Raw genomic sequence first — 23,604 nt, 5'->3', positions numbered from 1 at the left:
GTCGGACGCTTGATCGCAACCCCTTGATTGAGAGTCTCTTATGTTTCCCGAAAGCTTTACCTTTTCCATCGCCGACTGGGTCAACGGTTGGGTCGATTCGCTGGTCACCAACTACGGCGACGTGTTCCGGCACATCTCCGACACCCTGTTGTGGGCCATCGTCAATCTTGAAGGGCTGCTGCGTGCGGCGCCCTGGTGGCTGATGCTGGCGATCGTGGCGGGCGTTGCCTGGCACGCCACCCGCAAGGTCGTCACCACCGCCGTGATCGTTGGTTTGTTGTTCCTGGTGGGCGCGGTCGGCCTCTGGGACAAGCTGATGCAGACTCTCGCGCTGATGATGGTGGCGACGGTCATTTCGGTGTTGATCGGCATTCCGCTGGGCATTCTCTCGGCACGCAGCAATCGCCTGCGTTCGATACTGATGCCGTTGCTGGACATCATGCAGACCATGCCGAGCTTCGTGTACCTGATCCCGGTACTGATGTTGTTCGGTCTGGGCAAGGTCCCGGCGATTTTCGCTACCGTGATCTACGCCGCGCCGCCGCTGATCCGCCTGACTGATCTGGGTATCCGCCAGGTCGACGGTGAAGTGATGGAAGCGATCAACGCCTTCGGTGCCAACCGCTGGCAGCAGTTGTTTGGTGTGCAACTGCCGCTGGCCCTGCCGAGCATCATGGCCGGGATCAACCAGACCACCATGATGGCCCTGTCGATGGTGGTGATTGCCTCGATGATCGGTGCCCGTGGCCTGGGTGAAGATGTGTTGGTGGGGATTCAGACCCTCAACGTCGGACGTGGCCTTGAAGCCGGTCTGGCGATCGTGATTCTGGCAGTGGTGATCGACCGCATTACACAGGCGTACGGTCGTGCACGGCATGAGGTGAGCAAATGAGCAACGAAGCCATCAGCAAAATCGAAGTCAAAAACGTCTTCAAGATTTTCGGCAACCGTTCCAAGGAAGCGCTGGGCATGATCGGCCAGGGCAAAACGAAGGATCAGGTGCTGGCCGAAACCGGCTGCGTGGTCGGCGTGAACGACCTGTCGTTGAGCATCGGCAGCGGCGAGATCTTCGTGATCATGGGCCTGTCCGGTTCCGGCAAATCGACCCTGGTGCGCCACTTCAACCGCCTGATTGACCCGACCAGCGGCGCGATCCTGGTGGATGGCGTGGACATCCTGCAATACGACATGGAAGCCCTGCGCGAATTTCGTCGTCGCAAGATCAGCATGGTGTTCCAGAGCTTCGGCCTGTTGCCGCACAAGACCGTGGTGGACAACGTCGCCTACGGCCTGAAAGTGCGCGGCGAGAGCAAGCAGATGTGCACTGAACGCGCGCTGCACTGGATCAACACCGTGGGCCTCAAGGGCTACGAAAACAAGTACCCGCATCAGCTCTCGGGTGGTATGCGTCAGCGTGTAGGCCTGGCGCGTGCGTTGGCGGCGGACACCGACATCATCCTGATGGACGAAGCCTTCAGTGCGCTCGATCCGCTGATTCGCGCCGAGATGCAGGACCAGTTGCTGGAGCTGCAAAAGACCCTGCACAAGACCATCGTCTTCATCACCCACGACCTCGACGAGGCCGTGCGCATCGGCAACCGCATCGCGATCCTCAAGGATGGCCGCCTGATTCAGGTCGGCACGCCGCGAGAGATCCTGCATTCACCGGCGGATGAGTATGTCGACCGGTTCGTACAGCGACGGGCGGCAGTGGTTTAAAGAGATTTGCGGTGCTTGTGCTGGCCTCTTCGCGGGCAAGCCTCGCTCCTACAGGTCTGCGCTGAACCTTGTAGGAGCGAGGCTTGCCCGCGAAGGCGCCGGTGAAGCTGCATCAATATTCAGGTTGTACGCATGAGGTTAATGATGTCCCAGGCTGAAAAAATCGTTATCGCCGATGCCCCGCTGCGTTGGCAGGATGTGGTCGCGGTAGCCCGTCACGGCGCACAACTCGAGCTGTCGGCCCAGACCTGGGCACGCATCGACAATGCCCAGGCGATCGTCCAGCGCATCGTCACCAGCGGTGAACGCGCCTATGGCGTCAACACCGGTCTGGGCGCACTTTGCAACGTTTCGCTCAAAGACGAACAGCTCAGCCAACTGTCGCGCAATACTTTGCTCAGCCACGCCTGTGGCGTCGGCGCACCACTGACCGACGAGCAGACCCGCGCGATCATGTGCGCAGCGATCCGCAATTACAGCCACGGTAAATCCGGCATTCATCGCCGGGTGGTCGAAGCGCTGCTGGCGCTGCTCAATCGCGGCATCACCCCGCAAGTGCCGTCCCAGGGTTCGGTCGGTTACCTGACCCACATGGCACACATCGGCATCGCACTGCTGGGTGTCGGCAATGTCAGCTATCGCGGGCAAATTGTTTCCGCTCAACAGGCGCTGGCTGAAGAAGGCCTGCAACCTGTTCAACTCGGTGCCAAGGACGGTTTGTGCCTGGTCAACGGTACGCCGTGCATGAGCGGCCTCAGCTGCCTGGCGATTGCCGATGCGACGCGTCTGGTGCAATGGGCCGACGTGATAGGCGCCATGAGCTTCGAAGCCCAGCGTGGTCAGATCGCTGCGTTCGACGCCGAGATCATCGCCCTGAAACCGCACCCGGGAATGCAACAGGTCGGGATCAACCTGCGCTCGCTGCTCGATGGCAGCGAAGTGATTGCCAGCAGCAAAGGCATTCGTACGCAGGATGCGCTGAGCATCCGGTCGATCCCGCAAGTCCACGGCGCCGCACGGGATCAACTGGCCCACGCGATTCAACAGATCGAAACCGAGCTCAACGGCTGCACCGACAACCCGTTGCTGCTGGGCACGCCGGATGACTTCCGCGTCATGTCCCAAGCCAACCCGCACGGTCAGTCCGTGGCCATGGCAGCTGATTTGCTGGCCATCGCCATGGCCGAAATCGGTTCCATCGCCGAACGACGTCTGGACCGTTTGATCAACCCGCACGTCAGCGGTCTGCCGGCGTTCCTGGTGGCCAATCCGGGGGTGAATTCCGGGATGATGATCGTGCAATACGTCGCCGCTTCGCTGTGTGCGGAAAACCGCCAGTTGGCGCAACCGGCGGTGCTCGACAACTACGTCACTTCCGGCTTGCAGGAAGACCACCTGAGCATGGGCACCAACGCCGCGCTGAAGCTGCACCGCGCGCTGGAAAACTGCACGCAGATCCTCGCCATCGAGTACTTGCTGGCGGCCCAGGCGTTTGAGTTCCTCAAAGAGCAACGCTTCGGCGCCGGCACCGATGCGGCGTGGCGTCTGCTGCGTGAGCGTGTTCCGGCCTACGACCAGGATCGCTGGCTGGCGCCGGACATCGCCGCCGCTGCCGGCGTATTGAAAGACTCGAATTTGCTGCACAAGGCTTTACCGAATCTGAACTGATTTCCACACAACACCAACGTGCCAAGGCGCGGCTCCCAAAAAGCGAGTCGCGACGGACAACGGATATCTCCGGAGCGTCTGGTGAGTCTTCTTCGTTTATGAAGAATAAAAACTCTCAAAAGGAGCACAAAATGACTGCACTAAACCTGATCCCCGGCCAACTGAGCCTTGCCCAACTGCGTGATGTCTATCAGCAACCGGTCAAAATCACCCTCGATAACAGCGCTGCTGCCCAGATTGAAGCCAGCGTTGCCTGCGTGGAACAGATCCTCGCCGAGAACCGCACCGCTTACGGCATCAACACCGGTTTCGGCCTGCTGGCCTCGACCCGCATCGCCAGCGAAGACCTGGAAAACCTGCAGCGCTCGCTGGTGCTGTCCCACGCCGCTGGCGTCGGCGAGCCGATCAGCGACGCGTTGGTGCGTCTGGTCATGGTGCTCAAGGTCAACAGCCTGAGCCGTGGTTTCTCCGGTATTCGTCGCGTGGTCATCGACGCGCTGATCGCCCTGATCAACGCTGAGGTTTACCCGCACATTCCATTGAAAGGTTCGGTCGGTGCCTCCGGCGACCTGGCGCCATTGGCCCACATGTCGCTGGTGCTGCTGGGTGAAGGCAAGGCTCGTTACAAAGGCGAGTGGATGGAAGCGACCGAAGCGCTGAAAGTCGCCGGTCTGACCCCGCTGACCCTGGCCGCGAAAGAAGGCCTGGCGCTGCTCAACGGTACTCAGGTGTCCACCGCTTACGCATTGCGCGGTCTGTTTGAAGGTGAAGATCTGTTCGCGGGCGCCCTGGCGCTGGGCGGCCTGACCGTCGAAGCGGTGCTGGGTTCGCGCTCGCCGTTCGACGCCCGTATCCACGCCGCCCGTGGCCAGAAAGGCCAGATCGACGCCGCTGCCGCTTACCGCGACCTGCTGGGCGAGCGCAGTGAAGTGTCCGATTCGCACGAGAACTGCGAAAAGGTCCAGGACCCGTACTCCCTGCGCTGCCAGCCGCAAGTCATGGGCGCCTGCCTGACCCAGTTCCGTCAGGCTGCCGAAGTGCTCGCCGTCGAAGCCAACGCCGTTTCGGATAACCCGCTGGTGTTCGCTGCTGAAGGTGACGTGATCTCTGGCGGTAACTTCCACGCCGAACCTGTCGCGATGGCCGCCGACAACATGGCCCTGGCCATCGCTGAAATCGGCTCGTTGAGCGAACGCCGCATCTCGCTGATGATGGACAAGCACATGTCGCAACTGCCGCCGTTCCTGGTGGCCAATGGCGGCGTGAACTCCGGTTTCATGATCGCCCAGGTGACCGCTGCGGCACTCGCCAGCGAGAACAAGGCGTTGTCCCATCCGCATTCGGTGGATAGCCTGCCGACGTCGGCGAACCAGGAAGACCACGTGTCGATGGCTCCGGCTGCCGGCAAGCGTCTGTGGGAAATGGCGGAAAACACCCGCGGCGTTCTGGCGGTGGAATGGTTGGCCGCGGCTCAAGGCCTGGACCTGCGTGAAGGTCTGAAGACCTCGCCAAAACTGGAAAAGGTTCGGGCGATTCTGCGTAAAGAAGTGCCGTTTTATGAGAAGGACCGCTTCTTTGCGCCGGATATCAATGCGGCGACTGAGTTGTTGGCGACGCGTTGCCTGAATGAACTGGTGACGGCGAAGTTGCTGCCTAGCCTGTAAGGGCGCCATCGCCAGCAAGCCGGCTCCTACAGTATTGACCCTGTAGGAGCCGGCTTGCTGGCGATACGATTTTGAACATTGTGGAGATTACGGGATGAAAACTCTCTGGCAACACTGCCACGTCGCAACCATGGCGCAAGGCGTCTACTCGATCATCGAGGACGCGGCCATCGTGACGTCCGGTGCGCACATTGAGTGGATCGGCCCACGTGCTGAACTGCCGGCGGGTGAATACCCGGCCGTCAACGATTTGAACGGGGCCTGGGTTACGCCGGGCCTGATCGACTGCCACACCCACACGGTGTTCGGCGGTAACCGCAGCGGTGAATTCGAACAGCGTCTGCAAGGCGTCAGCTATGCGGAAATCGCCGCGGCCGGCGGTGGTATCGCCAGCACCGTGCGCGCCACGCGGGCGGCCAGTGAAGACGAGTTGTTCGCCAGCGCCGCCAAGCGGTTGAAGAGTTTGATGCGCGATGGCGTGACCAGCATCGAAATCAAATCCGGCTACGGTCTCGACCTGGCCAACGAACGCAAGATGCTGCGCGTGGCCCGCCGTCTCGGGGCCGAACTGCCGATCAGCGTGCGCAGCACCTGCCTGGCAGCCCACGCCTTGCCACCGGAATACAAGGATCGCGCCGACGACTACATCGATCACATCTGCGCCGAGATGCTCCCGGCCCTGGCCGCCGAAGGGCTGGTGGATGCGGTGGACGCGTTTTGCGAATACCTGGCGTTCTCGCCCGCACAGGTCGAGCGCGTGTTCGTCACTGCGCAAAAACTGGGCTTGCCGGTGAAGCTGCATGCCGAGCAACTGTCGTCGTTGCACGGTTCGAGCCTGGCGGCGCGTTATCACGCTCTGTCCGCCGATCACCTGGAATTCATGACCGAAGAAGACGCCATCGCCATGGCCGCGTCCGGCACGGTCGCCGTGTTGTTGCCCGGCGCGTTCTACTTCCTGCGCGAAACCCAATTGCCGCCGATGGATGCGTTGCGCAAACACGGGGTGAAAATCGCCATCGCCAGCGACCTCAACCCCGGCACGTCACCGGCGTTGTCGCTGCGTTTGATGCTGAACATGGCTTGCACCTGTTTCCGCATGACCCCGGAAGAAGCCCTGGCCGGTGCGACGATTCATGCCGCCACCGCGCTGGGCATGGCCGACACCCATGGTTCGCTGGAAGCCGGCAAGGTTGCTGACTTCGTCGCCTGGCAAATCGATCGTCCCGCCGACCTGTCGTACTGGCTGGGCGGTGACCTGGAAAAACGCGTCGTGCGTCACGGCGTCGAAACAAGCGTTTAGGAGAGCAGTTGTGGATAAGGTTCTGAACTTCAAACAAGGCCGCGTGCCGCTGCTGATCAGCATGCCTCACGCTGGCGTGCGCCTGACCCCGGCGGTTGAAGCCGGGTTGATCCCCGACGCGAAAAGCTTGCCGGACACTGACTGGCACATCCCGACACTCTACGAATTCGCTGCCGAACTGGGCGCCAGCACCCTGGCTGCCGAGTACTCGCGGTTTGTCATCGACCTGAACCGACCGTCCGACGACAAACCTTTGTATGTCGGCGCCACGACTGGTCTGTATCCGGCGACGCTGTTCGACGGCATTCCGTTGTTCCGTGAAGGCATGGAACCGTCGGCGGCTGAGCGCGCGACATATCTGGAGCAGGTCTGGACGCCGTATCACAGCACGTTGCAGAACGAGCTGGCGCGTATGAAAGCCGAATTCGGTTATGCACTGCTGTTTGATGCGCACTCGATCCGCTCGATCATCCCGCACCTGTTTGATGGCAAGCTGCCGGACTTCAACCTCGGCACGTTCAACGGCGCCAGTTGCGATCCACAGTTGGCGACTCAACTGGAAGCGATCTGCGCCAGCCACACCGATTACAGCCATGTGCTGAACGGACGCTTCAAGGGCGGCCACATCACCCGGCACTATGGCAATCCGGCGCAAAACATCCACGCCGTGCAACTGGAGTTGGGCCAGTGCACCTACATGGAAGAGTTCGAGCCGTTCCGTTATCGCCCGGATCTGGCAGAGCCGACACAAGTGGTGCTCAAGGAGCTGCTGCAAGGGCTGCTGTCCTGGGGCCAAAAACACTACAACGCTTAACCCTGGTGGGAGCGGCGGTGCGACGATTCGACTTGCTCGCGAAGGCGGTGTGTCAGACACCATTGATGTCGACTGACACACCGCCTTCGCGAGCAAGTCGAATCGTCGCACCGCCGCTCCCACAGGTGAAGCGTTCACTTTAGTCGCCACCGTGCAAATCTCGGTCGCTACAGTTCGCTTTTGGTCTCTCACTGCTGCGTAATGTTCTGGACACGGTGCATCAAGACACCGGACTCATAATAATTCTGCCGCACGAGATCATTCCCAATGAAAAGACTGTTGACCTGCTGTCTCTCAATCCTCTGCGGTACCGCTCTCCTGAGCACCCCTGTCCTGGCCAGTGAGGACGCTTCCTGCAAAGCCGTGCGCATGGGTGTGGTCAACTGGACCGACGTCATCGCCACCAGCGGCATGGCCGACGTGCTGCTCAACGGCCTTGGCTACGAAAGCAAGCAAACCAGCGCCGTGCAGCAAATCATCTTCGCCGGCATCCGCGATAAGCGCCTGGACATCTTCCTCGGTTACTGGAAACCGGCGATGGACAAGAACATCGCGCCGTTCCTGGCCGCCAATCAAGTGAAGGTCCTGGAAAAACCGAGCCTGGCCGACGCCCAGGCAACCCTCGCCGTGCCGGAATACGTGGCCGAGGCAGGGCTGAAAACCTTCGCCGATATCGCCAAATTCAAAGATCAGCTCGGCGGCAAAATCTATGGCATCGAGCCGGGCAGTGGCGCCAACACCACGATCAAAACCATGATCGAGTCCAATCAGTTCGGCCTGAAGGATTTCAAACTGATCGAGTCCGGTGAGGCCGGCATGCTTGCCGCTGTGCAACGGGCGGTGAATCGCAAGGAGTTCGTGGTGTTCGTCGGCTGGACTCCGCACCCGATGAACATCAACATGAAAATCGCTTACCTGACCGGCAGCGAAGACGTTTACGGGCCGAACGAAGGCGCGGCGACGGTCTCCACCGTGACGTCTCCGGACTACGCCGAGCGTTGCCCGAACGTGAACCGCTTGCTGGAAAACCTGACCTTCACCGCGTCGCAGGAAAGTCAGCTGATGGTGCCGATCATGGAGCGCAAGACGCCGCAGGATGTGGCCAAGCAGTGGCTGCGTGATCATCCGCAAGACCTGCAGCGCTGGTTGGCCGGTGTCAGCAGTTTTGATGGCAAGGATGGTGTTGCAACCGTCCAGGCCAGCCTGAAAAACTGACCATCACCGCAAAAAAACTGTGGGAGCGGGCTTGCTCGCGAAGAGGGAGTGTCAGGCAGCATTAATGTTGCCTGACACTCCCTCTTCGCGAGCAAGCCCGCTCCCACAGGGTTATCCCACTCTCCACAAAACCGCGGCGGCAGATCCATGGAAACTTATCCCCTTTCTGACGCGATGACGGCATTCGTCGAGAAAACCGTCAGCTTCAACGCCACCGACACCAGCCTCGCCGGACTGCGCCAGGCCTACAGCGAGATGTGCCGGGCGTTCACCCCGCCGCGTCCCGCCGGGCTATACGTAGTGGATGTTGTATTGGCCGGTGTACCGATTCGGTCCTATCAGCCCGCAGCTTTGCCTTCGACCGACGGTAGCCCGTGCATTGTGTATCTGCACGGCGGCGGTTGGGTGGTGGGGGATCTGGATTCCCACGACTTCATCTGCGCCGAACTGGCGTCGACGCTCGGCGTGTTGGTGATCGCGGTGGACTATCGTCTGGCACCGGAGCATCCGTTTCCAGCGGGGTTCGATGACTGCCTGAAGGTCTGGCGAGCGCTGCGCTCCGGGCCGTTTCAGCTGGACCCCGCACATACGCTGGTGGCGGGCGACAGCGCCGGTGGCAATCTCGCCGCCGCGCTATGCCTGGCACTGCGCGATGCGGGCGAACCACTGCCGGCGGCGCAAGTCCTGATCTATCCCGGCCTCGGTGGCGATCACCGTTTGCCTTCACGCAGTGAATGCAGCGACGCCCCGCTGCTCAGCAGCAGTGACGTGGATTGTTATCACGCCTTGTATTTGCGCGGCACTCAAACGCCTGGCACCTATGCCATGCCGTTGCTCGCCGGGGATTTGCGCGGATTGCCGCCGGCATTGATCGCGGTGGCGCAGTTCGACCCGCTGCGCGATGACGGCGTGCTGTACGCCGAGCGCCTGAACGCTGCGGGCGTGGCCGCGACGCTTTATTACGGGGAAGGGCTGGTTCATGGCTGTCTACGGGCGCGGGGTCAGGTCGCGGAGGTCGATGCGCTCTACGAAACGCTGCTCGGTTATTTGGCAAAAAAACGGGTGGCAAAACTCTGACTCTGCATGGGCATGCTCATTGACGTAAATCGGGTTTATGATGCCCAACGGCAGAATAATAGAAGTCCCCCCAGGGATGACCTCGACCCCTTACGGAGCGCGCAATGCAGACTTTGTACCCGCAGATCAAACCCCACGCCCGGCACGATCTGGCTGTCGATGAAACCCACACCCTGTATGTAGACGAAAGCGGTTCACCGGAAGGTTTGCCGGTGGTGTTCATCCACGGCGGCCCCGGTGCCGGGTGTGATGCTCAGAGTCGCTGCTTTTTTGATCCGAACCTGTATCGCATCGTCACCTTCGACCAGCGCGGTTGTGGTCGCTCCACGCCCCACGCCAGCCTGGAAAACAACACCACCTGGGATCTGGTCGCCGATCTTGAGCGGATTCGCCAGCATCTGGGCATCGATAAATGGGTGCTGTTCGGTGGTTCGTGGGGCTCGACCCTGGCGCTGGCCTACGCGCAAACCCATCCGGAGCGTGTGCACGGTCTGATCCTGCGTGGGATTTTTCTCTGCCGTCCGCAGGAAATCGAGTGGTTCTATCAGGCGGGCGCCAGTCGTCTGTTCCCTGATTACTGGCAAGACTACATTGCGCCGATCCCGCTGGATGAGCGCGAAGACTTGCTCAGCGCTTTCCACAAGCGCCTGACCGGCAACGATCAGATCGCCCAGATGCACGCGGCCAAAGCCTGGTCCACCTGGGAAGGGCGGACCGCGACCTTGCGTCCGAACCCGTTGGTGGTCGATCGTTTCTCCGAACCGCAACGCGCGTTGTCCATCGCGCGCATCGAATGTCACTACTTCACCAACAATGCGTTCCTCGAGCCGAATCAGTTGATCCGCGACATGGGCAAGATCGCCCATCTGCCGGGCGTGATCGTTCACGGTCGCTACGACGTGATTTGCCCGCTGGATAACGCCTGGGAACTGCATCAGAACTGGCCGAACAGTGAGCTGCAGGTCATCCGTGATGCCGGGCATGCCGCCTCCGAACCCGGCATTACCGATGCCTTGGTGCGCGCCGCCGATCAGATGGCCCGGCGCCTGCTCGACCTGTCCCCAGAAGAAGCATGAAGGGCCTGTTGCAGCGCGTGCGTGGCGCGCGCGTCGAGGTAGCGGGGGAGGTGGTCGGTGCCGTCGATCAGGGTTTGTTGGTATTGGTGGCGGTCGAGCCCGAGGACACTCGGGCCAGCGCCGACAAACTTCTGCATAAGCTGCTTAACTATCGTGTGTTCAGTGACGCCGAGGGCAAGATGAATCTGTCCCTGGCGGATGTCGGGGGCGGGTTGCTGCTGGTCTCTCAGTTCACCCTGGCCGCCGACACCAAAAACGGGTTGCGCCCGAGTTTTTCAACCGCTGCCCCTCCGGCGCTGGGCGAGGAGCTTTTCGACTATCTATTAGAGAAAGCGAAACAGGTGCATGGCACAGTGGCATCAGGTAGATTCGGCGCGGATATGCAGGTGCACCTGGTCAATGATGGCCCGGTAACCTTCCTGTTACAGACCTGAAAGCGCTTGAAACAAGTTTTTAAGCGCTTTTTCACTGAAAACAGGGGTTTTTCGCGAGAAATACTTTGTTGCGCCTGATGCGTTGTAACGCGGCCTACTAGATAATCGCGCGCTACGGGGATCAGCGTTCGTTGGTCCGTTTTGACTTAGGTAGAGACTTGTCCTGGGCCTGTTGGGGAATCATTTAGCCCCATAGGAGTCGGAACAATGCTCGCCAACTTGGCAAGAGTGGTTTGTAGGGACGGGTTTTTCATCCCGTTTACCTCACAGGCCCTTTAACTGGCCGTTGGTTTTTTGATCTGTTTTCGGCGAGGGTTGCTCGTGATTGTTAGTCCCTGTAATGCACCAAGATTGTCAGCCAAACGGCTACGAAACGCACTGGTAGCGGGCTCTGCACTGCTCTGCCTGTTCAGCGCCGGCCAGCTTTGGGCATTCAATCTGGATGATGTATCGGTCAAGGCAAAAGAGCTGGCCGGGCAGAAATTCGAAGCCCCGCGCAGTAACCTGCCGAACGAATTCCGTGAGATGAAATTCGCGGACTATCAAAAAATTCGTTTCCTGACCGAAAAAGCCGAATGGGCCGATCAGAAAACCCCGTTCAAGCTTTCGTTCTATCACCAGGGTATGCATTTCGATACGCCGGTGAAAATCAACGAAATCACGGCCAACACCGTCGAAGAGATCAAATACGACCCGTCTCGTTTCGATTTCGGCGACCTGAAATTTGATCCTAAAGCCACCGAACAACTGGGTTATGCCGGTTTCCGTGTGCTGTACCCGATCAACAAGGCCGACAAGCAAGACGAAATCATGACCATGCTCGGCGCGAGTTACTTCCGCGTTGTCGGCAAGGGTCACACGTATGGCTTGTCCGCTCGCGGCATGGCAATCGATACCGCGTTGCCGTCCGGCGAAGAATTCCCGCGTTTCCGTGAGTTCTGGATTCAACAGCCGAAGCCGGGCGACAAGCACCTGGTGATCTTCGCGCTGCTGGATTCGCCACGCGCCACCGGTGCCTATCGCCTGACCCTGCGTCCGGGCAGCGACACCATTGTCGACGTCAAGGCGCAGATGTTCCTGCGTGACAAAGTCACCAAGCTTGGCGTTGCGCCGCTGACCAGCATGTTCCTGTTCGGCGCCAACCAGCCGTCGAAAGTGCTGAACTACCGCCGCGAACTGCACGACTCCAGCGGCCTGTCGATCCATGCCGGCAACGGCGAGTGGATCTGGCGCCCGCTGAACAACCCGAAACACCTGGCGGTGAGCAACTTCTCGATCGAGAACCCGCGCGGTTTCGGCTTGCTGCAACGTGGCCGTGACTTCAGCCACTACGAAGACCTCGATGACCGCTACGACAAGCGTCCAAGTGCCTGGATCGAGCCAAAAGGCGATTGGGGCAAGGGTTCTGTCGACCTGGTCGAAATTCCGACTGCCGACGAAACCAACGACAACATCGTTGCCTTCTGGAGCCCGGAAAAACTGCCTGAGCCTGGTCAGCCGCTGGAGTTCGGCTACCGCCTGCACTGGACCATGGACGAAGCGGCGATTCACGCACCGGACAGCGCCTGGGTCAAACAGACCTTGCGTTCCACCGGCGACGTCAAGCAGTCCAACCTGATTCGTCAGCCGGACGGCAGCGTTGCCTATCTGGTGGATTTCGAAGGTCCGTCCCTGGCGGCGTTGCCGGCCGATGCCGACGTTCGCAGTCAGGTCAGCGTGGGTGATAATGCCGAGCTGGTCGAGAACAGCGTGCGCTACAACCCTGAAACCAAGGGCTGGCGCCTGACCCTGCGGATGAAAATCAAGGATCCGGGCAAGTCCACCGAAATGCGTGCCGCACTGGTGCAGAACATCGTGCCTGAAGACCTGGCCAAGACTTCGATCCCATCGTCCACCTCTTCCGTTGCCAAGGCCGACAAGGTCGCTGCCAAGCAAGCGGAGAAAGCGGACAAGGAAGCGAAGGCCGCCGAGGCCAAGCAGGCCGAAGCCAAGCCAGTTGCAGATGCCAAGGACAAGGCGAACAACAAAGACGCCAAGCAGCCTGTTGCTGCCGACGCGGCCCCAGCCACACCGGAATCGACAGCGACTGAAGAAGTCCTGACCGAGACCTGGAGCTATCAGTTGCCTGCCGATGAGTAATTCTCAAGTTCAGCCAGAAACTCTTGCCGAGTATCTGGCGCATCTGCCGATGACCGACGAGCAGCGCGCGGAACTCGCGGGCTGCAAGTCGTTCAGCGAACTCCACGAGCGTCTGTCGTCCTCGACGTTCGATGCACCGGTCGAGGCGGCTCAAGCCTCGGTCGGCCGTCGTTTGACCCTGAACACCGCTGAAGAGCTGGAAGAAGCGGAAATGCTGGTGCTCGACGCCAGCGGTCGTGTTTGCCTCAAGGCAACCCCGCCGATCCGCCGGACCAAAGTCGTACCGGAGCCGTGGCGCACCAACATTCTGGTGCGTGGCTGGCGGCGTCTGACCGGTCGCACCAATCCGCCGGCCCCGCCGAAAGACGAGAACGTGCTGCCGGCGGCCCGCTGGCGCACTGTGGGTTCGATCCGCCGTTACATCTTGCTGGTACTGATGCTCGGTCAAACCATCGTCGCCGGCTGGTACATGAAAGGCATCATGCCGTACCAGGGCTGGTCGTTCGTCGACCTCAACGAAGTCCTGCATCAACCCCTGATGCAAACCGTCACGCAAGTGCTGCCGTATGCGCTGCAGACCACCATCCTGATCATGTTCGGGATTCTGTTCTGCTGGGTCTCGGCCGGTTTCTGGACCGCGCTGATGGGCTTCCTCGAGTTGCTCACCGGTCACGATAAATACCGTATCTCCGGTAAAAGTGCCGGCAACGAGCCGATCCCCAAAGACGCTCGCACCGCACTGGTGATGCCGATCTGCAACGAAGACGTGCCACGGGTGTTCGCCGGTCTGCGCGCGACGTTCGAGTCGGTCGCTGCCACGGGTGACCTGGACCGCTTCGACTTCTTCGTCCTCAGCGACAGTAACGATGCGGACATCTGCGTCGCCGAACAGCAGGCCTGGCTGGACGTCTGCCGCGAAGCCAAGGGTTTCGGCAAGATCTTCTATCGCCGCCGTCGCCGTCGCGTAAAACGCAAAAGCGGCAACCTCGACGACTTCTGCCGTCGCTGGGGCGGTGACTACAAGTACATGGTCGTGCTCGACGCTGACTCCGTGATGAGCGGCGAATGCCTGACCAGTCTGGTGCGCCTGATGGAAGCCACGCCGGACGCCGGGATCATCCAGACCGCGCCGCGTGCGTCGGGCATGGACACTCTTTATGCGCGTATGCAGCAGTTTGCGACCCGCGTGTACGGTCCGCTGTTCACTGCCGGTCTGCACTTCTGGCAGTTGGGCGAATCGCACTACTGGGGCCACAACGCGATCATCCGCATGAAGCCGTTCATCGAGCACTGCGCCTTGGCGCCGTTGCCCGGTAAAGGCGCGTTCGCCGGTGCGATTCTGTCCCACGACTTCGTTGAAGCCGCGCTGATGCGCCGTGCCGGTTGGGGCGTGTGGATTGCCTACGACTTGCCGGGCAGCTACGAAGAATTGCCGCCGAACCTGCTGGACGAACTCAAGCGTGACCGTCGCTGGTGCCACGGTAACCTGATGAACTTCCGCCTGTTCCTGGTCAAGGGCATGCACCCGGTTCACCGTGCGGTATTCCTCACCGGCGTGATGTCTTACCTGTCGGCGCCGTTGTGGTTCTTCTTCCTCGTGCTGTCGACGGCGCTGCTGGCGGTCAACACGTTGATGGAGCCGCAGTACTTCCTTGAACCGCGCCAGCTCTATCCGCTGTGGCCACAATGGCACCCGGACAAGGCCATTGCGCTGTTCTCGACCACCATCGTGCTGCTGTTCCTGCCGAAGCTCTTGAGCATCATCCTGATCTGGGCCAAGGGCGCGAAAGAGTTCGGTGGCAAGTTCAAGGTGACCCTGTCGATGCTGCTGGAGATGTTGTTCTCCATGCTGCTGGCGCCGGTGCGGATGATTTTCCACACCCGTTTCGTACTCGCCGCGTTCCTCGGCTGGGCCGCGACCTGGAACTCGCCGCAACGTGACGACGACTCCACGCCATGGAGCGAAGCGGTCAAGCGCCACGGCCCGCAAACCCTGCTGGGCTTCTTCTGGGCCCTGTTGGTGATCTGGCTGAACCCGAGCTTCCTCTGGTGGCTGGTGCCGATCGTCGGTTCGTTGATGCTGTCGATCCCGGTTTCCGTGATCTCCAGTCGTGTTGGCCTGGGCCTGAAGTCCCGTGACGAGAGCCTGTTCCTGATCCCTGAGGAATACAATCCGCCACAGGCGTTGCTGGCGACTGACCAGTACACCCATGAAAACCGTTGGCATGCGCTGAAAGACGGCTTCGTCCGGTCGGTGGTCGATCCACAGCAGAACGCTTTGGCGTGCTCGCTGGCGACATCGCGCCACGGTCAGGCCGAGCCAATCGAGTGGCTGCGGATCGAGCGGGTTCGTCATGCGTTGAAAGTCGGGCCTGAAGGTCTGACCAACAATGAGCGTGTGCAACTGCTGAGCGACCCGGTAGCACTGGCTCGTTTGCATGAGCAGGTCTGGAGCGAAGGTCACCCCGAGTGGCTGGAAGCCTGGCGCAAATCGGTGAAATCCGATCCCCATGCGCCGTTGCTGCCGCTCAAGCCGCTGAGTGCGCAACCGCAGTTGGCATAACAAAGAGAACCCCGCGAAAGCGGGGGTTTTTTTGCGTCATCGCTCCCAAACACTTGTGCAAACGAGCGAGTGCGTTAGCATCCGTCCCCGAATTGGTGCGCCCGGATAATTTTTGTCCGTATCGATGCGTTTCCTGAGGGGAGCCGCCGTTTGCGCGCCTCATAACGCACTGGGTTTGGGGACATGAAGATGAAGAAGTATCTCTCGATGCTGCTGGTCGGCGTCACGGCATTGGTTGCAGTCAGCGCGGCGCAGGCCGGTGCCATCGATGACGCGGTCAAGCGCGGCACGCTGAAAGTCGGCATGGACCCGACCTACATGCCGTTCGAAATGACCAACAAGCGCGGCGAGATCATCGGCTTCGAAGTCGACATCCTCAAAGCCATGACCAAGGCCATGGGCGTCAAGCTGGAGCTGGTGTCCACTGGCTACGACGGCATTATCCCGGCCCTGCTCACTGACAAGTTCGACATGATCGGCAGCGGCATGACCCTGACTCAGGAACGCAACCTGCGCCTGAACTTCAGCGAACCGTTCATCGTGGTCGGCCAGACGCTGCTGATTCGCAAAGAGCTGGAAGGCACCATCAAGTCCTACAAAGACCTGAACACCGCCGACTACCGCATCACCTCCAAGCTCGGCACCACCGGCGAGATGGTCGCCAAGAAGCTGATCTCCAAAGCCAAGTACCACGGCTACGACAACGAGCAGGAAGCAGTGCTCGACGTGGTCAACGGCAAGGCCGACGCCTTCATCTACGACGCCCCGTACAACGTCGTGGCGGTGAGCAAGGTCGGCAATGGCAAACTGGTGTTCCTCGACAAGCCGTTCACCTACGAGCCGCTGGCCTTTGGTCTGAAGAAGGGTGACTACGACAGCATCAACTTCATCAACAACTTCCTGCACCAGATCCACGAAGACGGCACCTACGATCGCATCCATGACAAGTGGTTCAAAGACACCGCTTGGCTCAAGGATATGGAATAAGGCCCGGTCAGATAGACCGCGTCGCTCCCATTCGCGGGCAAGCCTCGCTCCTACAGGCGGGATTGGGGTTATCCCAATCCCGCGCAAACACGATCCCTTGTAGGAGCGAGGCTTGCCCGCGAAGGCGGCCTCCCTGGCGACACAGAATCCGGAACCTGCAATGAAACAGAAAAAAGCCCAATGGCCCTGGCACGTGTTGACCGTGCTGGTGCTGATCGGCCTGGCCGGCGCGTTGTACTACGCCACCTCGCTGATGTCCTACGAATGGCGCTGGAACCGCGTGCCGCAGTACTTCGCCTACCACGCCGAAGAATCCCAGCGCGCTGCCGACATCTCCACCGTCAGCGAACTGGTGCGCAAAGGCGACAAGGCTGAAGTTACCTTGCGCAACGACGCGGGTGACGAGCAACGCGTGACCGTCGACGACAACAGCCTGCAAGTCGCCCAAGGCGATGATGTGGCCGAAGGCGACGTGATCGGCGTGACTCGCCATTGGGCTGCCGGACCGCTGATGTGGGGGCTCTGGACCACCCTGTGGTTGTCCGTGGTGTCTGGCGTGCTCGGTCTGCTGATCGGCCTCGCCACGGGCTTGTGCCGTCTCTCGAACAATCCGACTCTGCGCGATCTCTCGACGATTTACGTCGAACTGGTGCGCGGTACGCCGCTGCTGGTGCAGATTTTCATTTTCTACTTCTTCATCGGCACCGTGATGAACCTGTCCCGGGAGTTCGCCGGGATCGCCGCACTGTCGCTGTTCACCGGCGCCTACGTGGCGGAAATCATCCGCTCCGGCGTGCAATCCATCGCCCGTGGCCAGAACGAAGCCGCGCGCTCCCTGGGTTTGAGCGCGGGTCAGTCGATGCGCCACGTGGTGCTGCCGCAAGCGTTCAAACGCGTGCTGCCGCCGCTTGCCGGGCAGTTCATCAGCCTGGTCAAAGACACCTCGCTGGTGTCGGTGATTGCGATTACCGAGCTGTTGAAAAGCGGCCGCGAAGTCATCACCACCTCGTTTTCGCCATTCGAAATCCTGTTCTGCGTGGCTGGCCTGTATTTGTTGATCAACCTGCCGCTGTCGAAAATTGCCAGCCGGCTTGAGCGGAGGCTCGCGCAAAGTGATTGAAGTCCGCGATCTGGTAAAAGTCTTCGACACCCGTGGCCACGTGGTGCGTGCGGTGGATAACGTCTCCACCCAAGTGGCGAAGGGCGAAGTATTGGTGGTGATCGGTCCGTCCGGCTCCGGCAAATCGACCTTCCTGCGCTGCCTCAATGGCCTGGAAGAGTTCGATTCGGGCTCGGTGAGCATCGACGGCCTGCAACTGGCCGATCCGAAAACCGACGTGAATGCCTACCGCCGCGAAGTCGGCATGGTGTTCCAGCATTTCAACCTGTTCCCGCACATGACCGTGCTGGAAAACCTCTGCCTCGCCCAGAAAGTCGTGCGCAAGCGCGGCAAGAAAGAGCGTGAAGCCAAGGCCTTGGCGTTGCTGGAAAAGGTTGGCATTGCGCAGAAGGCCAACGAGTTTCCGTCACGCCTGTCCGGCGGTCAGCAGCAGCGCGTGGCGATTGCACGGGCGCTGGCCATGGAGCCGAAGGTCATGTTGTTCGATGAGCCGACCTCGGCGCTCGATCCGGAAATGGTCGGTGAAGTGCTGGATGTGATGAAAACCCTGGCCGTGGAAGGCATGACCATGGTCTGTGTCACCCACGAAATGGGCTTTGCGCGGGAAGTGGCGGATCGGGTGCTGTTTTTCGATCACGGCAAATTGCTGGAAGACGCCTCGCCGGCGGAGTTCTTCGATGCGCCGAAGGATCCGCGGGCGCAGGCTTTCCTTCGTCAGGTCCTCTGACGCCTTCGCGGGCAAGCCTCGCTCCTACAGGGATCTGCGATTAACTGTAGGAGCGAGCGATGCGGCGACCCGACTTGCCCGCGAAGGGGGGCGACTCGGTTTTAAACCTTGAACTTGCCCACCAGCATCTGCAAATGCGTCCCCAGCCGCGCCAGCTCGACGCTGGACGCCGCGGTTTCTTCACTGGCTGCCGAGGTCTGCTCGGACACATCGCGCACGTTCAGTACGCTGCGGTTGATCTCTTCCGCCACCGCGCTTTGCTGTTCGGCAGCGGCGGCAATCTGCTGGTTCATCGACTGAATCGCCGACACGGTGCGAGTGATGCTTTCCAGCGAGCCACCGGCGCGGCGGGTCAGTTCGACGCTGCTGTCGGTCAGGGTGCGGCTGTTGTCCATGATGGTCGCGACTTGCTGGGTGCCGCTCTGCAGGCCGACGATCAACTCTTCGATTTCTTCGGTGGACTTCTGGGTGCGCTGCGCCAGGCTGCGGACTTCGTCGGCGACCACCGCAAAACCACGTCCGGCTTCACCGGCGCGAGCGGCTTCAATGGCCGCGTTGAGCGCCAGCAGGTTGGTTTGCTGAGCCACGGATTTGATCACGTCGAGCACACTGCCGATCTTGTCGCTTTCGCGTTTGAGATGCCCCATGGCTTCAGTGGAGTTGCCGACTTCCTTGGCCAGGCGTTCGATTTGAGCGATGGCTTCGCCGACCACCTTGTCGCCTTCGCGGGCCTGCTGATCGGCGGCGAGCGCGGCTTCGGAGGCTTCTTCGGCGTTACGTGCGACTTCCTGCACGGTGGCGGTCATTTCGTTCATCGCGGTCGCCACCTGGTCGGTCTCGACCTTCTGGCTGTTGACGCCGGCGCTGGTCTGCTCGGTGACTGCGGACAACTCTTCAGCAGCGCTGGCGATTTGCGTGACGCCGTCGCTGATGCCGCCGATCAATTCGCGCAGGCCCAGGGTCATGCTCTGTATCGCCCGCTGGAGCTGACCGAGTTCGTCCTGACGCTCGGAAACGAGGTTCTGAGTCAGGTCACCGGCGGCGATGCGCTCGGCCACTTTCAGCGTCTGGCCCAGTGGAACGACGATCTGCCGGGTGATAGCCCATGCCGCGAACAGGCCGAAGACCAACGCCAGGGCGGTGGCCAGCAACAGCATGTTCTTGGCGTGCGCGGCGTCAGTGTCACGGATGACGGTTTGCGAGGCAGTGAGCTTTTTGCTGACGTCGAACAGGATGTCGCCTTGAGCGGCCATGCGTTTCAACGCGGCGGCGCTGGCGACCTGAGAGTCACGGAACTGGCTGACGGCGGCGCGGTAGGCTTTGAGTGAATCGCTGGCTTGTTGCAGGTTGGCGATGTGCTGTTGCGGCAATCTGGACGGCAGGCTTTCGAGGTTTTTCAACGCATTGTCGATGGCGTCCAGCGCTGGTTGTTCGGCTTCGGTCTTGCCGCTGTAGGTATAGCCGCGCACCTGGAAGCGAGCTTGCTGGATCAGCTTGCTCAGGTCGATAACGCTGTTGAAATCGGCGACGCTGTCGCCTTGCAGCATGGATTTCTCGACTTCACCCACGCGTAACACGGCGTTATCGGCCGTGGCGCCGAGTTTGCTGCGAGCATCTTCGCGGTTGGCGCCGGCCTGGGTCATGGCGGCGAAGGCTTGTTTGTACTCGCTGACCGCGGCCAGTTGCTGATCGACCATGGCCGCGTCGGCAGGTTGCTCGATCAGTGTGCGGGCGGTTTTCAACCCGGTGTCGAGTTGGCCGAGCAGGTCGTTGACGGCGCCCGGGCCTTGTTCGCCACGGCGCATTTCGTAGTCCAGGCGGGCCAGGCGCAGGTCTTTGGTCAGTTCATTGAGGCTGGCAATGAACCCGAGCTTGTCGCCGCGATTCACCACGTCACTCAGGCCGGTCCAGCCCGTGACGGTGATCAACAATGTCAGCAGCAGCACCAGACCGAAGCCGACACCCAGTTTGCGATTGACGCTGACGTTCCCCAGTTTCTCGGCTAGCCATCGGTACATGCTGCAACTCCCACGGACCACAAGTTGGTTTTATGGGAACTGTATCGGCAGGCGGGCAGGATTCTGTAGGAGCGTAATGGCTAGAAGAGGCGGGCGAGCAGCGCGGTGACGGCGGTCTCGACGCGCAGGATACGCTCGCCGAGCTGCACCGGTTGCAGGCCAGACTTGGCCAGCAGGTCGATTTCGTAGGGAATCCAGCCGCCTTCCGGGCCGATGGCCAACGTGACCGGCTCGTCGAGGCCACGGGGGCAGGGCGGGTAATTGCCCGGATGGCCGACCAGGCCGAGGGTGCCTTCGGCAATCGCTGGCAGTCGATCTTCGACAAACGGCTTGAAGCGCTTCTCGATGACAATTTCAGGCAACACGCTGTCACGAGCCTGTTCGAGGCCGAGGATCAGTTGCTCGCGAATCGCTTCCGGTTCCAGGAACGGGGTCTGCCAGAAGCTCTTCTCGACGCGATAGCTGTTCACCAGCACGATCCGCGGCACACCCATGGCCGCCACGGTCTGAAACACCCGACGCAGCATTTTGGGGCGTGGCAGGGCCAGCACCAGGGTCAGCGGCAGCTTGGCCGGTGGCGGTTGGTCGAGGGTGACGCGCAGTTCGGCTTCATCGGCGTCCAGGCGCAGCACTTCGGCCGAACCCATCAGGCCGCCGATACGCCCGACGCGCATGCTGTCACCCACTTCACAGCGGTGGACTTCCTGCATGTGCGTCAACCGGCGATCACGCAGGATCACCCGGTCGGCCGCAATAAAATCGGCCTCTTCGAGGAGCAGCAGGTTCACGCTTGGGTCGCTGGCGGCTGGTCGTTGTGATCGTCAACCGGTTGGTCGTCCGGATGGTCGCCGCGCTTGCTGATCAGGCCGCCGAACAGGATGCCGATTTCAAACAGCAGCCACATCGGTACGGCCAGCAGCGTCTGCGAGAAGATGTCCGGCGGCGTCAGGATCATGCCGACCACGAAGCAGCCGATGACCACGTACGGACGGATTTTCTTCAGGTATTTGACGTCGACCACGCCGATCCACACCAGCAGCACCACGGCCACCGGAATCTCGAACGCCACGCCGAAGGCGAAGAACAGCGTCATGACGAAGTCGAGGTAGCTGCTGATATCGGTCATCATTTCCACGCCGGCCGGGGTGGCGGCGGCGAAGAATTTGAAGATCAGCGGGAATACCAGGTAATAGGCGAATGCCATGCCGGCGTAGAACAGCATGATGCTCGATACCAGCAACGGCACCGCGATGCGTTTTTCATGCTTGTACAGGCCCGGCGCAATGAAGCCCCAGATCTGATGCAGGATCACCGGGATCGCCAGGAACAGCGACACCATCATGGTCAGCTTCAGTGGCGTCAGGAAAGGCGACGACACGTCGGTGGCGATCATCGTCGCGCCCACAGGCAGATACTGGCGCAGCGGCGTGGAGACGAAGGTGTAGATCTGCTGGGTAAACGCAAACAACCCGGCGAAGATGATGAAGATCGCCGCTACGCAGCGCAGCAGACGGGTACGCAACTCGGTGAGGTGCGAAACCAGCGGCATGTGCTGGTCGTTTTCTGGGAGATCGCTCATGAGGCTCGCGGCGGCAAAGTGGTGTCGTGAGGAGCCGGCGTTGTCGGCGCGGCGGCAGGAGCAACGGGTTCTACGTGCGCCACGACCGGCGCCGCTTCAACCGTTTCCACCGCTTTCACGGTTTCCGTCGGCGCAGCAGGCGCGGATTCTGTCGTCGATGCAGGGATCGTCTGCTCCGCCACCGGCTGAACCGGAGTGGCTTCCTGCTGGGTCGGCGTGAAAATCTTCCGCGCCTCCTGTTCCAGCGACAGAATGTGCTCGTTGTGCAGTTGCCGACGAATCTCGTCGGCACCGATTTCACGCTCAACTTCCTGTTTGATCGCATTGAAGCTGCGCTTCAGGCGACCGACCCACAGGCCGGCGGTGCGCGCAGCACCCGGCAGACGCTCGGGGCCCAGCACCAGCAGGGCCACGAGGCCGACGAGCAGCAGTTCAGAGAAGCTGATACCAAACATTAGTCAGTGCTCACACGTCTTTGCGGATCGGCTCTTCGACTTTTTGCGCCTGCACGTCGATGGTGTGCGGCTGGTTCACGGACTGCGTGGTCTGTGGCTGAACAGGTGGAACCGGTTGTGCCGCTGCCGGATCGGCCGGTTTTTCGTCGTCGTTCATGGCTTTCTTGAAGCCCTTGATCGATTCGCCGACGTCAGTGCCGAGGTTTTTCAGTTTCTTGGTGCCGAACACCAGCACGACAACAACCAGGATGACGATCCAGTGTTTCCAGTCAAAAATGCCCATGTTGCTGCTCCTCTCTAATAGTTGTTCAGGCGGACGGGCGCGAGGCTTTCTCTGCGTGTCCGGACAGACCGAAACGACGGTCCAGTTCATCGAGTACAGCCTGTGGATGCTGCCCCAGTTGGGCGAGCATGACCATGCTGTGGAACCACAAATCGGCGGTCTCGTAGATCACATCGCTGCAGTCGCCGCTGATGGCGGCATCCTTGGCGGCAATGATGGTTTCGACCGACTCTTCGCCGACTTTTTCCAGAATCTTGTTCAAGCCCTTGTGGTACAGGCTGGCGACGTACGAGCTGTCGGCGGCGGCGCCTTTGCGCGCTTCCAGTACCTCGGCCAGTCGGGTCAGAGTGTCACTCATGTGTGTGTCCTGCGGAATAGATGGCGTGCGGATCTTTGAGAACCGGGTCGACGGTTTTCCAGTCGCCGTTCTCGAAGACGCGATAGAAGCAGCTCTGCCGACCGGTATGGCAGGCGATGTCGCCGATCTGCTCGACCATCAGGATGATCACGTCGGCGTCACAGTCCAGGCGCATCTCATGCAGCGTCTGCACGTGGCCGGACTCTTCGCCTTTGCGCCACAACTTGCCACGGGAACGTGACCAGTAAATGGCGCGGTTTTCGGCAGCGGTCAGTTCCAGCGCTTCGCGGTTCATCCAGGCCATCATCAGGACGCGCCCGGTCTTGTGATCCTGGGCGATTGCCGGCACCAGGCCGTCGGCGTCCCACTTGATCTCGTCCAGCCAGTTTTTCATCTTCGACTCCGACA

The 23,604-nt window shown here is 60.8% G+C and carries 22 protein-coding genes and 1 pseudogene; 15 read left to right on the top strand and 8 right to left on the bottom strand.

Annotated elements, in window-relative coordinates:
• Window positions 1-40 precede the first annotated feature (40 nt).
• The 15 genes from ACYZUC_RS18425 (at window position 41) to ACYZUC_RS18355 (ending at window position 18,503) form a co-directional block, all read left to right on the top strand.
• Window positions 41-892, top strand: a complete 852-nt coding sequence (locus ACYZUC_RS18425) for an ABC transporter permease (RefSeq protein WP_461989595.1) — start codon at window positions 41-43, stop codon at window positions 890-892.
• Window positions 889-1,719, top strand: coding sequence for a quaternary amine ABC transporter ATP-binding protein (locus ACYZUC_RS18420; protein WP_461989594.1), 831 nt, complete (start codon window positions 889-891; stop codon window positions 1,717-1,719). The genes ACYZUC_RS18425 and ACYZUC_RS18420 overlap by 4 nt, the downstream gene beginning before the upstream one ends.
• Before the next feature lie 144 nt (window positions 1,720-1,863).
• Window positions 1,864-3,387, top strand: coding sequence for a histidine ammonia-lyase (hutH, locus tag ACYZUC_RS18415; protein ID WP_461996731.1), 1,524 nt, complete (start codon window positions 1,864-1,866; stop codon window positions 3,385-3,387).
• Window positions 3,388-3,518: 131 nt separating this feature from the next.
• The gene (gene hutH, locus ACYZUC_RS18410) at window positions 3,519-5,051 is read left to right on the top strand and encodes a histidine ammonia-lyase (protein ID WP_461989593.1); all 1,533 of its coding nucleotides are present in this window, start codon (window positions 3,519-3,521) and stop codon (window positions 5,049-5,051) included.
• 94 nt (window positions 5,052-5,145) lie between these two features.
• Window positions 5,146-6,351, top strand: a complete 1,206-nt coding sequence (hutI, locus tag ACYZUC_RS18405) for an imidazolonepropionase (protein WP_192226838.1) — start codon at window positions 5,146-5,148, stop codon at window positions 6,349-6,351.
• A 10-nt stretch (window positions 6,352-6,361) separates the two neighbouring features.
• Complete coding sequence (gene hutG / locus ACYZUC_RS18400; protein ID WP_461989592.1) at window positions 6,362-7,165, top strand: N-formylglutamate deformylase; 804 nt, start codon at window positions 6,362-6,364, stop codon at window positions 7,163-7,165.
• A gap of 267 nt (window positions 7,166-7,432) precedes the next feature.
• A complete protein-coding gene (locus ACYZUC_RS18395) occupies window positions 7,433-8,380 on the top strand; it encodes a choline ABC transporter substrate-binding protein (protein WP_461989591.1) in 948 nt (315 codons plus the stop codon).
• A gap of 147 nt (window positions 8,381-8,527) precedes the next feature.
• On the top strand, window positions 8,528-9,457 hold the full coding sequence (locus tag ACYZUC_RS18390; RefSeq protein ID WP_461989590.1) for an alpha/beta hydrolase: 930 nt from the start codon (window positions 8,528-8,530) through the stop codon (window positions 9,455-9,457).
• Between the two features lie 104 nt (window positions 9,458-9,561).
• Window positions 9,562-10,533 (top strand): prolyl aminopeptidase, encoded by a 972-nt coding sequence (gene pip, locus ACYZUC_RS18385; RefSeq protein ID WP_017336093.1) that lies wholly within the window; start codon window positions 9,562-9,564, stop codon window positions 10,531-10,533.
• Window positions 10,530-10,967 carry a D-aminoacyl-tRNA deacylase gene (dtd, locus tag ACYZUC_RS18380; protein ID WP_008025248.1) on the top strand — a complete coding sequence of 146 codons (438 nt, stop codon included), beginning with the start codon at window positions 10,530-10,532 and terminating at the stop codon, window positions 10,965-10,967. The genes pip and dtd overlap by 4 nt, the downstream gene beginning before the upstream one ends.
• Before the next feature lie 321 nt (window positions 10,968-11,288).
• Entirely contained in the window at window positions 11,289-13,106 is a 1,818-nt protein-coding gene (locus ACYZUC_RS18375; RefSeq protein WP_461989589.1) for a glucan biosynthesis protein G, read from the top strand.
• Window positions 13,099-15,669: a glucans biosynthesis glucosyltransferase MdoH gene (gene mdoH, locus ACYZUC_RS18370; protein ID WP_461989588.1), complete on the top strand. Its 2,571-nt coding sequence runs from the start codon at window positions 13,099-13,101 to the stop codon at window positions 15,667-15,669. Before ACYZUC_RS18375 ends, mdoH begins: the two co-directional genes overlap by 8 nt.
• Before the next feature lie 189 nt (window positions 15,670-15,858).
• On the top strand, window positions 15,859-16,656 hold the full coding sequence (locus ACYZUC_RS18365) for a transporter substrate-binding domain-containing protein (RefSeq protein WP_461989587.1): 798 nt from the start codon (window positions 15,859-15,861) through the stop codon (window positions 16,654-16,656).
• A 160-nt stretch (window positions 16,657-16,816) separates the two neighbouring features.
• Window positions 16,817-17,776, top strand: coding sequence for an amino acid ABC transporter permease (locus ACYZUC_RS18360; RefSeq protein ID WP_008025242.1), 960 nt, complete (start codon window positions 16,817-16,819; stop codon window positions 17,774-17,776).
• Complete coding sequence (locus tag ACYZUC_RS18355) at window positions 17,769-18,503, top strand: amino acid ABC transporter ATP-binding protein (RefSeq protein ID WP_008025241.1); 735 nt, start codon at window positions 17,769-17,771, stop codon at window positions 18,501-18,503. The genes ACYZUC_RS18360 and ACYZUC_RS18355 overlap by 8 nt, the downstream gene beginning before the upstream one ends.
• 101 nt (window positions 18,504-18,604) lie before the next feature.
• Here ACYZUC_RS18355 and ACYZUC_RS18350 read toward each other — a convergent pair whose 3' ends face one another.
• From ACYZUC_RS18350 to hisI, 8 genes and pseudogenes are all read right to left on the bottom strand, one after another.
• Window positions 18,605-19,318 carry a methyl-accepting chemotaxis protein gene (locus ACYZUC_RS18350; protein ID WP_461996730.1) on the bottom strand — a complete coding sequence of 238 codons (714 nt, stop codon included), beginning with the start codon at window positions 19,316-19,318 and terminating at the stop codon, window positions 18,605-18,607.
• A 144-nt stretch (window positions 19,319-19,462) separates the two neighbouring features.
• Window positions 19,463-20,521: pseudogene (locus tag ACYZUC_RS18345) on the bottom strand (methyl-accepting chemotaxis protein); the annotation flags it as partial.
• An 80-nt stretch (window positions 20,522-20,601) separates the two neighbouring features.
• Window positions 20,602-21,309 (bottom strand): 16S rRNA (uracil(1498)-N(3))-methyltransferase, encoded by a 708-nt coding sequence (locus ACYZUC_RS18340; RefSeq protein ID WP_223452997.1) that lies wholly within the window; start codon window positions 21,307-21,309, stop codon window positions 20,602-20,604.
• A complete protein-coding gene (tatC, locus tag ACYZUC_RS18335) occupies window positions 21,306-22,100 on the bottom strand; it encodes a twin-arginine translocase subunit TatC (protein ID WP_461989586.1) in 795 nt (264 codons plus the stop codon). Before tatC ends, ACYZUC_RS18340 begins: the two co-directional genes overlap by 4 nt.
• The gene (gene tatB, locus ACYZUC_RS18330) at window positions 22,097-22,555 is read right to left on the bottom strand and encodes a Sec-independent protein translocase protein TatB (RefSeq protein WP_461989585.1); all 459 of its coding nucleotides are present in this window, start codon (window positions 22,553-22,555) and stop codon (window positions 22,097-22,099) included. The genes tatC and tatB overlap by 4 nt, the downstream gene beginning before the upstream one ends.
• Before the next feature lie 10 nt (window positions 22,556-22,565).
• Window positions 22,566-22,838, bottom strand: a complete 273-nt coding sequence (locus ACYZUC_RS18325) for a twin-arginine translocase TatA/TatE family subunit (RefSeq protein ID WP_008025233.1) — start codon at window positions 22,836-22,838, stop codon at window positions 22,566-22,568.
• A 25-nt stretch (window positions 22,839-22,863) separates the two neighbouring features.
• Window positions 22,864-23,196 carry a phosphoribosyl-ATP diphosphatase gene (locus tag ACYZUC_RS18320; RefSeq protein ID WP_008025232.1) on the bottom strand — a complete coding sequence of 111 codons (333 nt, stop codon included), beginning with the start codon at window positions 23,194-23,196 and terminating at the stop codon, window positions 22,864-22,866.
• Window positions 23,189-23,590: a phosphoribosyl-AMP cyclohydrolase gene (gene hisI / locus ACYZUC_RS18315; protein WP_007899278.1), complete on the bottom strand. Its 402-nt coding sequence runs from the start codon at window positions 23,588-23,590 to the stop codon at window positions 23,189-23,191. The genes ACYZUC_RS18320 and hisI overlap by 8 nt, the downstream gene beginning before the upstream one ends.
• Window positions 23,591-23,604: the final 14 nt, after the last annotated feature.

The sequence above is a fragment of the Pseudomonas sp. GT1P32 genome, assembly GCF_054897805.1.
Note: the sequence above shows the minus strand (reverse complement) of the source record. Positions and strands in the feature narration are given on the sequence as shown.

Bases quoted from the DNA above. Each gene is read 5' to 3' on its own strand.
- ACYZUC_RS18365 (WP_461989587.1), top strand. From the start codon at position 15,859: ATGAAGAAGTATCTCTCGATGCTGCTGGTCGGCGTCACGGCATTGGTT.
- hutH (WP_461989593.1), top strand. From the start codon at position 3,519: ATGACTGCACTAAACCTGATCCCCGGCCAACTGAGCCTTGCCCAACTG.
- hutI (WP_192226838.1), top strand. From the start codon at position 5,146: ATGAAAACTCTCTGGCAACACTGCCACGTCGCAACCATGGCGCAAGGC.
- tatC (WP_461989586.1), bottom strand. From the start codon at position 22,100: ATGAGCGATCTCCCAGAAAACGACCAGCACATGCCGCTGGTTTCGCAC.
- pip (WP_017336093.1), top strand. From the start codon at position 9,562: ATGCAGACTTTGTACCCGCAGATCAAACCCCACGCCCGGCACGATCTG.
- ACYZUC_RS18320 (WP_008025232.1), bottom strand. From the start codon at position 23,196: ATGAGTGACACTCTGACCCGACTGGCCGAGGTACTGGAAGCGCGCAAA.
- tatB (WP_461989585.1), bottom strand. From the start codon at position 22,555: ATGTTTGGTATCAGCTTCTCTGAACTGCTGCTCGTCGGCCTCGTGGCC.
- hisI (WP_007899278.1), bottom strand. From the start codon at position 23,590: ATGAAAAACTGGCTGGACGAGATCAAGTGGGACGCCGACGGCCTGGTG.
- ACYZUC_RS18390 (WP_461989590.1), top strand. From the start codon at position 8,528: ATGGAAACTTATCCCCTTTCTGACGCGATGACGGCATTCGTCGAGAAA.
- ACYZUC_RS18350 (WP_461996730.1), bottom strand. From the start codon at position 19,318: ATGAACGAAATGACCGCCACCGTGCAGGAAGTCGCACGTAACGCCGAA.
- ACYZUC_RS18425 (WP_461989595.1), top strand. From the start codon at position 41: ATGTTTCCCGAAAGCTTTACCTTTTCCATCGCCGACTGGGTCAACGGT.
- ACYZUC_RS18420 (WP_461989594.1), top strand. From the start codon at position 889: ATGAGCAACGAAGCCATCAGCAAAATCGAAGTCAAAAACGTCTTCAAG.
- hutH (WP_461996731.1), top strand. From the start codon at position 1,864: ATGTCCCAGGCTGAAAAAATCGTTATCGCCGATGCCCCGCTGCGTTGG.
- ACYZUC_RS18360 (WP_008025242.1), top strand. From the start codon at position 16,817: ATGAAACAGAAAAAAGCCCAATGGCCCTGGCACGTGTTGACCGTGCTG.
- mdoH (WP_461989588.1), top strand. From the start codon at position 13,099: ATGAGTAATTCTCAAGTTCAGCCAGAAACTCTTGCCGAGTATCTGGCG.
- dtd (WP_008025248.1), top strand. From the start codon at position 10,530: ATGAAGGGCCTGTTGCAGCGCGTGCGTGGCGCGCGCGTCGAGGTAGCG.
- ACYZUC_RS18325 (WP_008025233.1), bottom strand. From the start codon at position 22,838: ATGGGCATTTTTGACTGGAAACACTGGATCGTCATCCTGGTTGTTGTC.
- ACYZUC_RS18395 (WP_461989591.1), top strand. From the start codon at position 7,433: ATGAAAAGACTGTTGACCTGCTGTCTCTCAATCCTCTGCGGTACCGCT.